This window comes from Desulfuromonas soudanensis (genome assembly GCF_001278055.1).
Classification (GTDB): Bacteria; Desulfobacterota; Desulfuromonadia; order Desulfuromonadales; family WTL; genus Deferrimonas; species Deferrimonas soudanensis.
The window spans coordinates 142,166-155,030 of sequence record NZ_CP010802.1; the positions used below are offsets into that span (position 1 = coordinate 142,166).

Consider the following 12,865-nt stretch of genomic DNA (forward strand, 5'->3'; position numbering starts at 1 on the left):
CTTATCCCGGTCGGTGTGAATTCGTTCCTTCTGTGAATTTTACTTCACAGGCGGCCGGGAAAAAAAAGTTTCTTTTATCTGGAAGGAGATGGGGATAGTGGCCGATATTATCCACACTTGCACAATCAATGAGCAAGGAGGCGAAAGACAAGGTTTAAAAGAAGGAAAACACGCAACGAACAAGGAGGTTTCATGGCAGTACAAAAAAAGATGAACAGTTTTCTGGCTTGTGCGGTTCTGGTTGTCCTGACGTCGGTCATCCTTTCCGCTTGCGGGAGCGACAGCAATTCGACCCCGCCCGTCCAGCAGCCCGTTGTGACGGAGCCCACCGTCTCCGTGAAAGACACTTCCGGCGCGGCGGTCGAGGGCGCCACCGTCTTCGCCATTCCGGCGTCCGATGTCGCCGACCTTGCGGCCCAGCCGCTGACGCTGGTCGCCGGTAATTACACCGCCGAGGCCCTGAACGTCGACGAGCCCCTCGAGGACCTGGTCAACGGCAAGTATACCCCCGCCGGCGGCGGAGTGGCGACCTACATCTCCGCCGTCACCGATGCGGAGGGAACTGCAGTCCTGACCGGGCTGGCGGTCGATACCACCGAGTACTTTATTTATGTTGCACCGGCCACGGCCGACCACCTTCCCGGCGGCAGCCTCTGCCGCAACGCCGTCACGGGCGCCTCGCTGGACAATACCGTGACCGCAATCGAGGTTTCCACCACCCCGTCGGCGACGGCGACCTATATCGGCTCCAGTGACTGTCTGGTCTGTCACGTCGACTACGCCGATCAGAAGAAGACCGCCCACAAGCACGGCATCATGGTGCCGGGTGCGCCGAGCGCCCTGCAGGATCTCTCCGAGTTCGGTCCGACCGCAGGCGTTTACAACTACATGGCCGGCATCGAAAAGTTCGAAGTGGTCGGCGGCACCACCGTCTGGTTCTACGACTACGACGCCAGCCGCGGTTTCGACAAGTTCAAGACTTCCGAGAGCGATCCGACAGCCGTGATGACCGACGCAATCTATGCAACCGTCCGTGCCTTTAAAGATGTCGACGGCAAGTACAAGATGGAATTCACCAACGTCATCAACCCGGCCGACCCGAACAGCCCCCTGATCCGCGAGGTGCTCCTCAACTACGGCGGCGGCGTCTACAAGCAGCGCTACCTGACCTCCTTTTCTCCCAGCGAGAGCCTCCACATGCTGCCGCTGCAGTTCAATGCCTCCGGCGACGAAACCAATGCCGACCGCACCCGCAAGGTGTGGCGCGATTACCACCTCGACTGGTGGTTGGCCGTCAACACCGTCACACCGGCGAACAGCACCCTCAATCTTCTTCCCGGTGCGAGCAAGAGCTTCGACCTCAACTGCGCTTCCTGTCACTTCACCGGCTTCAGCATCGCCAAAAACGCCACGACTCTCGATTACACCGCATCGGCCGTGGCTGACGCCAATGGGGAAATCCACCCCCTGACCGGTGTGCAGCAGGAACTCAACGTCGGCTGCGAAACCTGCCACGGTCCGGGCTCCGAGCACCAGGCCGCAGGCGGCCTCGGCGAGTTCATCGTCACCCCGGGCAACCTTACCGCCGAGCGCGAAAGCGTCATCTGCGGCCAGTGCCACAGCCGTCCCAAGGGGACCTATGACGGCGTCACCGGCAACGACTCCCCCCTGAACGCCGACGGCAAGATGCTCTTCCCCGGCACCAGCCGCGCCGACTACCTGGCCGGCCAGACGAGCCGCAACGACGCTACCACCTCCGACCTGTGGGCCGACCAGCATTCGAAGTCGCACCATCAGCAGTACACCGACTTCATCGCCTCGGCCAAGTACCGCAACGGCAGCGCCCTCAAGACCTGCACCGCCTGTCATGACGTGCATGCTCCGGGAACCGACCGTCACCAGCTCAGCGGCACCACCGACAACACCCTCTGCCTGAGCTGTCATACCGACGTCGTCAGCGGCGACCATCAGGTGGCCAAAATCGGCTCCGCCCTGCATTCGGGCGCTCCCGCCCTGTGCATCGACTGCCATTCGGTCAAAACCGCGAAATCGGGTGCCGGCGAGCAGACCTGGAACGGCGGGGACATCAGCTCCCATCGCTTCGACGTACCCCGGGTCGCAACAACGACCGACGCGATGCCGATTCCCTTCAACAACAGCTGCGGCGTCTGCCATTAACAACGCCTAAAGCGACGTCCCTTCGGGATGTTAGTCACCGGTAAAAACAACAGCGCCCTCGGAAGTTCGGGGGCGCTGTTGTCATTGCGGGGCGAGGTTTTCCCACCCGGCTTTGCCTCCCGTGAACCGAGGCGGCGCCGCGAGAAAAAAAGGCGGACGTCTGCGGCTACAATGGTACAAAGGGGGATCGGGTCGATTCAAACGAATTTGAACAGAAGGGGATGGTTCCGCCGATCGACGACGGCCATTTTCGCCCGTGAAATGTTCCAAAACAGAACTGGACAGGGGTAACTCCATGATCGAGGAATCCGGCTTTTTCGCTCTCTATCTCTTCTACGGGCTGGTCTTTTTCACCATCGGCTCGGCCATCACCTCCAGGGATCTGCGGTTCAGCGACTTGAAAGTGGCCCGGATCCTCTGGATCCTGGCCCTCTTTGCCTATTCGCACGGCCTCAACGAATGGCTCGAACTCTTTATGCAGATGAATGACGAGCATTTGCAGGGAGAATATTACCGTTATTGGATCCTGGGGAAACTCCTGCTTCTTGGGCTTTCCTTCGGGTTCCTCCTCTGGTTCGGATTCAAACTGCTGCTGTTGGACCGGCTTGCCCGGCCGGCATGGCGGCGGCTCATCTCGGCCGGGATCTTTCTGGCCGTGGCCTCCTTCGTTTTCAGTCATCTTCATGAAAGCCCCTTCCGCTATGAGCTCTATCTGCGAAATTTTATCGCCTTGCCCGCCTCCGCCATGGCGGGTTTCGGATTTGTCCGCTATTCGGCCACGGTGACAGCTCTCAGCCGCCGCGGGGCGCGCAATCTCAAGAATGCCGGCTTTGCCATCCTGTTGTACGGGATTTTTGCCGGCGCCTTCCCCTCCGGAATGAAAATCTTCGGAATGCCGGTGGAAATCTGTCGGGCCCTGGCCGCCTTTGTCGTGCTGCACTCTATCATGCAGGCTCTGCAGATCTTCGATGTCGAACGGAAAGCCAAGATCGAGGAGAGTCTCAAACGATTTGCCAAAAGCGAAAAGATGTTCTCTCTCGGAAAGCTCTCCGCCGGAATTGCCCATGAAATCAACAACCCTCTGACCAATGTCTCCATCAGTGTCGAATTACTGGAAAAGGATCTGAAACCTCTGGCTCAGTTCGAAAGCAAGCTGCAGCCGCGGATCGATGCCATCAAACGCAATATCGACAGGGCCTCGAAAATAGCCGGAGAGCTGTTGTTTTTCTCCCACAACCGGGAAACCGAGTTGATGCCGGTCAATCTCAACGAGGTGATTCAACACACCTTCGAGCTGATCGGAAACCGCCGCAATCACTATGATTTTCAGCTGGAGCTCAAGGATTTGCCCGATATCGAGGGGATCCCCTGGAAAATCGAGGAGGTCCTGCTCAACCTGCTGATGAACGCCATGGAGGCGACCGCCCAGGGGAAACGGATCCGGGTCGGGACCGGGGTCGAAGAGAGGATGGTGTGCTGCACAGTGGTGGACGAGGGGTCAGGGATTTCCGAGAATGATCTCAAGTTCATTTATGACCCGTTTTTCACCACCAAGGGCCCGGGGACCGGGACGGGGCTGGGCCTCTCCATCTGCTTTGGTATAATGGAGCTGCATGGCGGGGAAATCCGCATAACCAGTGCGCCGGGCGAAGGAACGACCGTCAAATTACTCTTTCCCGTGCCTGAGGGTTCAAGATCATGAGTGAAATTCTGGTGGTGGATGATGATCGGGAACTGCGGGACAACCTGCGCGAGGTTCTTTCGGCAGAGGGCTTCGATGTCGTGGTGGCCGGAAACGGCGACGAAGCTCTGGAGATGGTCAAAACCAGGGCCTTCGACCTGATATTGCTCGATCTGGTGATGCCCGGCCTGAGCGGCCTGGAGACCCTTCTGCTCCTGCGGCGGCAGCAACCGCAACTCAAGGTGGTGATGGTCACGGCGTTTTCCACCATTGAAAACGCCGTGGAAGCGATGCGGCGGGGCGCCGACGACTATCTGACCAAGCCGTTCAAGATCTCGGACCTGCTGATCACGGTGAGAAGAGTTTTGGAGGAAGCCCGATTCAAGGAGTGCAATGCGATTCTCAACATGGACGGAACCTTCAATTCCCTCGCCAATGCCATTCGCCGACAGATTCTCCTGGTGCTGAAGGGCAAAGGGCGAAGGCGATTCATGGAAGTGACCCGCGATCTCGGCATCGATGACCACACCAAGGTCAACTTCCACCTCAAGGTCCTGAAGGAAGAAGGGTTGATCAGCCAGGACGATCAAAAATATTACAGTCTCAGCCCCAAGGGGGTCAAGGTGACCCAGTGCATGAATATTGTCATCGACAACATGGCCCACTGATTGAGGCAAGGGCGATAGGTGCCCGGAAAAGGAGAAAAAATGTCGAAAAAATTAGTCGTTATCCTGCTGGCCATCGCCGTCCTCATCGCCGGATTCCTGGCCTATACCCAGACCCGGCTGCTGATGTAGCCTGATCTCCCTTCTCCCTTCAAATTGGACAAACGATCCCCCTTCGGTTTAGAATGAGTCCTTCATTAATTTAAAAACGGAGAAGGAGATTCACCATGGCAAAAGCAAGCGCCCGGCACATCCTGGTGCCGACCGAGGCAGACTGCAACACCCTCAAAACCATGATCGAAGGGGGGGAAGACTTCGCCGAGATCGCAAAAATTCACTCCAAATGTCCGTCCGGCAAACAGGGGGGCGGTCTGGGGGAATTTTCCCCGGGACAGATGGTCAGGGAATTCGACGAGGTCGTTTTCTCCGGCGAAGTCGGCAAGGTCCTCGGCCCGGTCAAGACCCAGTTCGGCTATCATCTGATCGAAATCACCAAGCGCACCGCCTGAGCGAAAAGGGGAAAGTGACTCCTTCGGAGCCCGTCCTCCAGTGACACATAGTGAAAACAAAGAAGAGCCGCTGAGGACGACCGTCAGCGGCTCTTCTTTATCCTTCATTTCCTTCGCATCAGGGGACAGGCACCTGCGGAGCCACACGAACAGGGACTGGCTCCGCAGGAGCCAGTCCCTAGAGGAGTTTGCGCTCTGAGGCGAATTCCATCTCTCGGCCGGAAAGGGGATCGAGGAATCTGACCCTCCGGGCGATCAGCTGCAGGGGGTGATCGAGATCGTCCTCCTGCCTGGGGAGGAGGTTCGGGTAATACCGGTCGTTGAGGATGGGGAAACCGAGTCCGCTCATGTGCAGGCGCAGCTGATGCTTCTTGCCGGTGATCGGAGAGAGGAGGAAATGACCCCGGCCGTCGCGGAAATCGAGGAGTTCGATCTTCGACCGGGCGTTTTCGAGGCCGGCAGCGACCTTCATCCGGAAAAAATCCTCGGCCTCCACCAGGCGGTTTTCCACCGTCCACTCCCGTACTTCCGGGCCATGATGGACTGCCGCCAGGGCTTCGTAGGTTTTCTCGATCCGGCCGGTTAAAAAGAGGTTGCTGTAGAGGCCCCGCGTCTCCCTGTTTTTGGAAAAGAGGACGAGGCCCGAGGTCTCGCGGTCGATGCGGTGCAGGGGGACCAGGTCGGGATTTGCCGTCTTCGTTTTCAGGCGATGGAGGAGGCATTCGTTGACATAGGGGCCCGAGGGGGTGACCGGAAGAAACGGCGGCTTGCAGGCGACGAGGATCTCGCCGTTTTCGAAGAGGATCGTTTCTCCCAGGGGGATCAGCGGCTCTTCGGCGACCTCGCGGAAGTAGAAGAGTCGCATCTGCGGGACGTAGGGCGTCTCTGCGGAGATCGCCGCGCCCGCCTCATCCAGAACCTTCCCCGCAAGAATCCGCTCCTGCCAGGGGCCCCGCCCGACGCCGGGAAATCTCTGCACGAGAAAATCGAGGAGCGAGGGGTAGGGGCGCTTTATGCAGGGCAGACTGACGCAGGACGGGTAGCGGGAAATCCCCATGGAGGAACGGGTCCTTGGTCGGCGCGATCAATAGATCTTGCGCCGCGAAAAGGTCGAGCCGAGGACGCTGAAGGTGTTCTCGACGATAAAGAGCGCGTAGTTGTCGACGGTGAAAACGATCTCTTCCAGGCGCTTGAGCTGGATATTGTTGATGACCACCATCAGGACGGTTTTCTCCTGTTTGCGATAGGAGCCGACGGCCGGCAGCATGGTGGTGCCGATCTTCAGGTGGGTCATCACCTTGTCGGCAATTTCCTGGGGTTTTTCCGAGACGATAAAGGTGAGCTTGCGCTGGTTGAAGAGGGAAAGGACATAGTCCACCGCCTGCGAGCAGACAAAGACGGCGATCATCGAAGCGATGACCAGATCGGTTTCGAGGGCGGCCAGGCTTAAGGAAAAAAGGACGATATTGAAGATGAAGTAAACCTTGCCGACTCCGATGTTGAATTTCTGATTGAGGATCACCGCCGCGACGTCGAGCCCGCCGTTGGAGCCGAGGGAGCGCAGCACCATCCCCGCTCCGGCCCCGAGGAAGGCGCCGAAGACGAGCGCCGCGTAGAGCTGATTGCCGATCTGAATCTGAAAACCGATGAGCTGGTAAAAAAGGGAAATCAGCCCCATGGCGAGGGCGCTGTACCAGAGGAAGCGGCGCGAGATATAGATGTAGCCGAGGATAAACATCGGCAGGTTGAGGAGGATGTAAAAAAGCCCCGGATCGAGCCAGCCGGTCCGGTAATAGAGGAGCGACCCGACACCGAAGAGCCCCCCGGGGACGAAATTGTGCGGGATGGCGATCGACTTCAGGGCGATGGCCTGAATCAGGGTGCCGACGGTGATCAGGCCGCAGTTCCAGAAGACCGAATAAACGAAGGCGCTTTTCTCTTTGGTCACACTCTCTCCTTTCGAAAACGGCAGCGTCGCGGCAGGGACGCTGGACCCGCAAGCCTGCGCCCGCGGCGGCGACATGTCAACCCCGATTCTCCCCCCGGCCCAGATGTTTGGCCGATCCTGCCCGGGAGTCGGAGAGTCTAGCATATTTTTCTCCTGTGTCGGGTATAGTTCTTGGGGAGGCTCAAGGCGAGGGGCCGATGAGGCGATTCGGTTTTTTCGGTCAAAGTGCCAGCAATTACGGGGAGAAAACTATGCGCGTTCATCTCAAGTACGGCGAAGAGGGGCTGGATCTCGAATTTCCCGAGACGGCCAATTTCGTCGGTGTCCTCTATCCCGGCGAGGCCCCGGTCCTGACGGCTCCGGAGGAGGCCGTCGACCGGGCTCTGTACCGGCCGATCGATTGTGAGCCCCTGGAAAAACTGGCCCTGGGGAAAAGGGATGCGGTGATCGTCATCAGCGACATCACCCGCCCGGTGCCCAATGCCCTCCTCCTGCCGATCATCATCCGCCACCTGGAAGCGGCGGGGATCCCCGGGGAGAAGATTACCATCCTCATTGCCACGGGGATTCATCGCCCCAACGAGGGCGCGGAACTCGAACGCCTGGTCGGCCGGGAGATTGCCGGCAGCTACCGTATCATCAACCACTTCTCGAAAAACGAGGAGGAGATGACTCTGGTCGGAACGATCGGCGACGGGGTGCCGGCTCTGGTGAACAGGCATTACCTGGCGGCCGACCTGAAAATTCTCACCGGCTTTATCGAACCGCATATGTGGGCGGGCTTTTCCGGCGGGCGCAAGTCGATTCTGCCGGGGATCTCCTCCGTCAGAACGCTGGAATTCATGCACGGTCCGGAGATGGTGGCCCATCCGCGGACCCGCTACGGGATCCTCGAGGGGAACCCCTTCCACGAGGCGGGGCTCCTGGTCATGGAACAGGCCGGCGCCGATTTCATCCTCAACGTCACCCTCGACACCGGTAAAAGGGTCACCGGCGTGTTCGCCGGACACCCGGTCGAGGCCCATCTGGCCGGGGTGGAGTTTCTCTCCCGGCACTGCATCCGCACCCTCGATGCCCCCCTCGACTTCGTGGTAACCACCAATGCCGGGGCCCCCCTCGACTGCAACCTCTACCAGACCGCCAAGGGGATTTCCGGGGTGGCCGGGGCGACCCGGGACGGGGGGGTGATCCTCATCGCCACCGAGTGCCTGGAGGGTTTCGGCAGCGACGAGTACCGGGCGGTTTTCGAGCATGCCACCACGCCGCAGGCCTTTATCGAAAAGCTGATGAAGAAGGAGTTCTTCCTCCCCGACCAGTGGTGCGCCCAGGAGACGTACCAGGTCATGCTGAAGAAGGAAATCTGGGTGCACACCGGGGGGATCGACGCGGCAACCCTGAAGCGTTTTCACTTTCATCCCGTACCCCGGATCAACGAGGCCATCGCCCAGCTGCTGGAGAGATTCGGCCAGGATGCGCGCTGGGCGATCGTTCCGGACGGGCCGCTGCTGATTCTCAAGGTCGATTGAGGGGGGCCGGTCTTTAAGGCATCGAAAAAGGCAAGTTAGCCACCAAGGCACCAAGACACCAAGGAAACTAAGCGTTTTAATTGATTTTCTTGGTGGCTCCGTGTCTTGGTGGCTAAAAATGCTGTTGCTTGGGAGCCTGTCGGACGAGATTTCCGTCGCCTGGCCGGTCGACGAAGATGATTTGACTTTTGGCCGATCTGAGGCTATCAAGGAGCCCACCGATTTTTTCAGAGGAGGGCGTCCATGTTCAAAAAATATTTTCCCCAGGGGTTGGCTGCGGTCTTCACGATTTTTTTTATCGCCCTGGGGATCGACCCGGTCTCGCGGGAGGTGTGGATCGCCGAAGTCATCCCCGTGGTGGCGGTCTTCGTCCTCCTGGTGGTGACCTTCGGCCGCTTCCGCTTCAGCAACCTCTCCTACCTGATGCTGGCCGTCTGGATGTTCTGGCACACCGTCGGCGGTCATTACACCTTCGCCAACGTCCCCTTCGGGTTCGTCTCCGATCTCTTCGGTTTCGAGCGCAACCACTTTGACCGCATCGGCCATTTCTCCATCGGATTCTACGCCTATCCGCTCATGGAACTGGTGACGCGCAGGGGGTGGTGCGGCGCGGTGCTGGCGTCCTTTTTCGGCGTCTTTTTCATCATGAGCGTCGCCGCCGGCTACGAGATCATCGAGTGGTGGTACGCCGTGGCCGAAGGGGGCGAAGCCGGACTCGAGTTCCTCGGCTCGCAGGGGGATATCTGGGATGCGCAAAAGGATATGCTCAGCGATACCCTCGGCGCCCTGAGCGTGACGGTCCTCTTCTGGCTGGTGCGTCCCGATCGCCGCTTCCTTGCGGGAGAGCCGGCCTAGTCGACTGGAGAGAGGATGAAAAAACCGTTTCATGCCTGGGAGGGAGAGACCCTGGTCCTCAATATTCTCGGCACGCCCAACGCCAAACGGGACGCCGTCGGCAGGGTGAAGGGGGCCGAGCTCTGCGTCAGCGTAACCGCCGTCCCCCATAAGGGGCGGGCCACCGACCATATGGTGCGATTTCTCGCCGGGGAGTTCGGCGTCTCCGTCGGCGATATCGAGGTGGTCTTCGGGCGGATGAACATCCATAAGCAGCTGCGGATCAAGGCGCCCAAACGCCTCCCCGCGGTCATCGGCCAGCAGGAACTGGGGATCGGGTCGCGCTGAGGCGGTCGGGAACAAATCGTTTCCCCTCCGGTTCCTCGAAATACAGAGCAAGGTCGGAGCGATAAAAAGGCGGGGGTCCATTGGAACAGCAGGGCAAAGAGAAAAAACCGGGGAAAAAGCGGCAGCCGGGAGGGATGGTGATCCTCCACGAGGACAGGGAAATCCTCGTGGTGGTCAAGCCGGCGGGTCTCCTGACCGTCGGCACCGATCGGGACAAGACGCGGACGGCCCACTATCTCCTCAACGATTATGTGCGCAAGGGCGATCCCAAATCGCGCAACCGGGTCTATGTGGTCCATCGCCTCGACCAGGACACCTCGGGGGTCCTGCTCTTTGCCAAAAGCGAAGAGGCCAAGAAGTTTCTCCAGGAGCATTGGGCGTCGACGGACAAGGTCTACCTGGCCATCGTCCACGGCCATCTGACGGCAAAGGAAGGGACCATTTCCACCTCTCTGGTCGAGAATGCCGCCCAGCGGGTCTACTCGACCCCCGACGCCGCCAGGGGGAAGCTCTCGACCACGGAATACAGGGTGCTGCAGGAGGCCCGGGGACTTAGTCTGGTGGAGATCCATCTCCTCACCGGGCGCAAGCACCAGATCCGCGTCCATTTTGCCGAAAAGGGGCACCCCGTCGTCGGGGACAAGAAATACGGCACCGGCGATACGGTCTCGAAGCGCCTCGCCCTCCACGCCCGCGCGCTGACCTTCGTCCACCCCTTCAACGGCCGGACCCTGACCTTCGACACCGGAATGCCGGAGGAGTTTCTCCGCCTGATCGGCAAGTAAATAGCGGCGCCCCCTTCTTCCCATAGCAGAGACAAAAAAGCCCGCGCATGCGGGCTTTTTTGTCTCTGGCGATAGGGTGAGAAGAGCGCGATCAGGAATCGCTCTCCTTTGCCTTTTCGAATTTGCCGAAGGAGAGATCGAAAATTTCCAGGAGCTCGAGATTCTGTTTGGAGAGCATCATGGCATTGCCGACGATGCCGTAATAGAGGATGCTCAAACGGGTCTTGGAGGTGTTGTCGTGAATCCGGGAGACCTGTCTGGCATCGAGCTCGGCCGCCAGGGCCCGCAACTGGCGGTCTTTTTCGCCGAGCCCTGCGAGGTCGGCGGTCTGCTTGCGATTGAAGGTCTCCTCCACCTCGAGGAGAATGGCATGCAGCAGCCGGCGGACCTCCTCCAACTCCTCGATCTGCACCGGCAGGAGCCCCTTGTGGTGATTGCCGATGTGGGTGTAGGCGCGCAGGACGATGTCCCGGTACCCGTCGTTGACCTTCTGCAGACGACGGATCGTCTGGGCGTATTTGTGCGAGACCGCCAGCCCTTCCTGGTCGAGGAGGCGCATCGCCTTGAAGACGTTGGCGCTGATGATGTTCGTCCACTGCTGGATCCTGGTCAGCTTCTTGCGCTCCACCCCGAGGCGGTCGAAATCCTGGCGAAAGAGGGCGTCGAGGGTCGTGTCGAGGGAGGCGCGGATCTCCTTGAGGAGAAGGCTCATGTGCTCGAAGGTCGTTTCGACGGTGTTCCGGGGGTCTTCCACCGACTTGAGATTGAAGACCTTCCCTTTCAGGGTTTCTTCGGCCATGGCCCGGTGTTTGCGGTGGGCGTTCCAGATCAGCCCCCCGGCCAGAGCCAGAAGGAGGAGGACACCGAAGCCCTGGGCGTAGAAGATGACGGCGGCGAAGAGGCCGGCAAACGTGAAGGCGATGACGGCCGTCATGAACCAGCCGCCGATGACGGTCAGCACGCCCGTGACCCGGTAAACGGCGCTTTCACGCCCCCAGGCCCGGTCGGCAAAGGAGCTCCCCATGGCAACCATGAAGGTGACGTAGGTGGTGGACAGGGGGAGCTTGTTGGCCGTGGCGTAGGAGACCACGGCACTGGCCACCATCAGATTGACCGAGGCGCGCAGCAGGTCGAAGGAGGGCCTTCTCCCCTCCACCGTCACCGTCGGCACGACGCCGGGGTCGAGGCGATGGCCGATCCAGGTGCGGACCCCCCGGGGGACGATGACCCTGGCGGTATCGACAATGTTCAGGACCAGGCGGACAATGGCCCGGGAGAGGAAGATCGACTCGAAGCGTTCGTTCCCCTCCTCCTGCTGGCTGAGGCTGATCTCGGTCTCGGTCACCGTTCTCGACTTCTTCGACAGCCAGAGGGTGAGGACCATGATGATGCCGGCCAGAAGGAGGAAGGAGGTTTCCGAATGAACCTTTTCGCCGAGCGCCCCCATGGTCGCCGTCAGGGGAGTGGCCGTCGCCATGGCCGCCTTGAAGGCGTGCAGGCCGGCCAGGGGGACGCCGATGAAGTTGACCAGGTCGTTGGCGGCAAAGGCCATGGCCAGGGCGAAGGTGCCGATGAGCACGATCGGCTTGAGGATGTTGAATTTCATCAGCTGCAAAATCTGCAGAACGACGGCGGAGACGGCAAAGATCATCAGCAGCAGCGGCAGGGTGTTGGCGTTGATCCAGGCGACCGTTTCCCTGGGGATGAAGACGGCTCCCTTGGCCCCCTTGACGAGGATGAAGTAGGTGATCGACGACAGCGCCATGCCGCCCCACAGGGCCCCGTAGCGCCTGAGGCGCTGCTGGTAGTCGAAGGTGAAGAGGAGGCGGGTGAAAAACTGCACGACGGTGCCGCAGACGAAGGAGATCGCCACCGAAAGGAGGATCCCCATGATGATGGTGATCGCCTTGGCCGAGTTGATGTACTCGACGATGGTCACCAGGCTGTCGCCGGCCTGCAGAATCTTGAGGAGCGATACGGCGACGGCGGCGCCGAGGAGCTCGAAAACCACGGAGACGGTGGTGGAGGTCGGCAGGCCGTAGGTGTTGAAGAGGTCGAGGAGGATGATGTCGGTGATCATGACCGCCAGGAAGATGGTCAACAGCTCCGGCATGGTGAAGAACTGGGGATGAAAGATCCCCTTGCGCGCCACCTCCATCATGCCGCTGGAGAAGGTCACCCCGGCGAGGATGCCGAGGCTGGCGATCACCATGATGGTCGCCCGCGGCGCCACCCGCGAGCCGATGGACGAATTGAGGAAATTGACCGCGTCGTTGCTCACTCCGACCATGATGTCCATGACGGCGACCAGGCCGAGAATGACGACCCCGATGAGGAGAATGTCTGTATTCATTGGCAGCTAAAGCCCTTTCAGTCTTCGTTTTGTATGGA

11 protein-coding genes are annotated in these 12,865 nt (G+C 59.9%); 8 read left to right on the forward strand and 3 right to left on the reverse strand.

All coding sequences use genetic code 11. The annotated features are described in order from the left end of the window. Nucleotides 1-192: 192 nt before the first annotated feature. The 4 genes from DSOUD_RS00645 (at nt 193) to DSOUD_RS00660 (ending at nt 5,033) form a co-directional block, all read left to right on the forward strand. Entirely contained in the window at nt 193-2,178 is a 1,986-nt protein-coding gene (locus DSOUD_RS00645) for a cytochrome c3 family protein (RefSeq protein WP_053549182.1), read from the forward strand. Nucleotides 2,179-2,473: 295 nt separating this feature from the next. Next, a complete protein-coding gene (locus DSOUD_RS00650) occupies nt 2,474-3,880 on the forward strand; it encodes a sensor histidine kinase (RefSeq protein ID WP_053549183.1) in 1,407 nt (468 codons plus the stop codon). Then, nucleotides 3,877-4,527 (forward strand): response regulator, encoded by a 651-nt coding sequence (locus tag DSOUD_RS00655; protein ID WP_053549184.1) that lies wholly within the window; start codon nt 3,877-3,879, stop codon nt 4,525-4,527. Before DSOUD_RS00650 ends, DSOUD_RS00655 begins: the two co-directional genes overlap by 4 nt. Before the next feature lie 224 nt (nt 4,528-4,751). Further along, the gene (locus DSOUD_RS00660; RefSeq protein ID WP_053549185.1) at nt 4,752-5,033 is read left to right on the forward strand and encodes a peptidylprolyl isomerase; all 282 of its coding nucleotides are present in this window, start codon (nt 4,752-4,754) and stop codon (nt 5,031-5,033) included. A 178-nt stretch (nt 5,034-5,211) separates the two neighbouring features. Here DSOUD_RS00660 and DSOUD_RS00665 read toward each other — a convergent pair whose 3' ends face one another. Together DSOUD_RS00665 and DSOUD_RS00670 are read right to left on the reverse strand one after the other, a co-directional pair. Continuing rightward, entirely contained in the window at nt 5,212-6,090 is an 879-nt protein-coding gene (locus DSOUD_RS00665) for a pseudouridine synthase (protein WP_053549186.1), read from the reverse strand. Between the two features lie 27 nt (nt 6,091-6,117). After that, nucleotides 6,118-6,981, reverse strand: a complete 864-nt coding sequence (locus DSOUD_RS00670; protein ID WP_053549187.1) for a YitT family protein — start codon at nt 6,979-6,981, stop codon at nt 6,118-6,120. 251 nt (nt 6,982-7,232) lie between these two features. On the opposite strand from DSOUD_RS00670, the gene DSOUD_RS00675 reads away from it, so the two are divergent. From DSOUD_RS00675 to DSOUD_RS00690, 4 genes are all read left to right on the forward strand, one after another. Next, nucleotides 7,233-8,507 carry a nickel-dependent lactate racemase family protein gene (locus DSOUD_RS00675; protein ID WP_053549188.1) on the forward strand — a complete coding sequence of 425 codons (1,275 nt, stop codon included), beginning with the start codon at nt 7,233-7,235 and terminating at the stop codon, nt 8,505-8,507. A gap of 243 nt (nt 8,508-8,750) precedes the next feature. Then, complete coding sequence (locus DSOUD_RS00680; RefSeq protein WP_053549189.1) at nt 8,751-9,362, forward strand: DUF2238 domain-containing protein; 612 nt, start codon at nt 8,751-8,753, stop codon at nt 9,360-9,362. A gap of 15 nt (nt 9,363-9,377) precedes the next feature. Further along, the gene (locus tag DSOUD_RS00685) at nt 9,378-9,689 is read left to right on the forward strand and encodes a DUF167 domain-containing protein (protein ID WP_053549190.1); all 312 of its coding nucleotides are present in this window, start codon (nt 9,378-9,380) and stop codon (nt 9,687-9,689) included. A gap of 134 nt (nt 9,690-9,823) precedes the next feature. Beyond that, a complete protein-coding gene (locus tag DSOUD_RS00690; RefSeq protein ID WP_053552240.1) occupies nt 9,824-10,474 on the forward strand; it encodes an RluA family pseudouridine synthase in 651 nt (216 codons plus the stop codon). A 91-nt stretch (nt 10,475-10,565) separates the two neighbouring features. On the opposite strand, the gene DSOUD_RS00695 is transcribed toward DSOUD_RS00690, so the two are convergent. After that, a complete protein-coding gene (locus DSOUD_RS00695) occupies nt 10,566-12,827 on the reverse strand; it encodes an inorganic phosphate transporter (RefSeq protein ID WP_053549191.1) in 2,262 nt (753 codons plus the stop codon). Nucleotides 12,828-12,865 lie beyond the last annotated feature (38 nt).

Bases quoted from the DNA above. Each gene is read 5' to 3' on its own strand.
- DSOUD_RS00655 (WP_053549184.1), top strand. From the start codon at position 3,877: ATGAGTGAAATTCTGGTGGTGGATGATGATCGGGAACTGCGGGACAAC.
- DSOUD_RS00690 (WP_053552240.1), top strand. From the start codon at position 9,824: ATGGTGATCCTCCACGAGGACAGGGAAATCCTCGTGGTGGTCAAGCCG.
- DSOUD_RS00660 (WP_053549185.1), top strand. From the start codon at position 4,752: ATGGCAAAAGCAAGCGCCCGGCACATCCTGGTGCCGACCGAGGCAGAC.
- DSOUD_RS00680 (WP_053549189.1), top strand. From the start codon at position 8,751: ATGTTCAAAAAATATTTTCCCCAGGGGTTGGCTGCGGTCTTCACGATT.
- DSOUD_RS00645 (WP_053549182.1), top strand. From the start codon at position 193: ATGGCAGTACAAAAAAAGATGAACAGTTTTCTGGCTTGTGCGGTTCTG.
- DSOUD_RS00685 (WP_053549190.1), top strand. From the start codon at position 9,378: ATGAAAAAACCGTTTCATGCCTGGGAGGGAGAGACCCTGGTCCTCAAT.
- DSOUD_RS00695 (WP_053549191.1), bottom strand. From the start codon at position 12,827: ATGAATACAGACATTCTCCTCATCGGGGTCGTCATTCTCGGCCTGGTC.
- DSOUD_RS00675 (WP_053549188.1), top strand. From the start codon at position 7,233: ATGCGCGTTCATCTCAAGTACGGCGAAGAGGGGCTGGATCTCGAATTT.
- DSOUD_RS00665 (WP_053549186.1), bottom strand. From the start codon at position 6,090: ATGGGGATTTCCCGCTACCCGTCCTGCGTCAGTCTGCCCTGCATAAAG.
- DSOUD_RS00650 (WP_053549183.1), top strand. From the start codon at position 2,474: ATGATCGAGGAATCCGGCTTTTTCGCTCTCTATCTCTTCTACGGGCTG.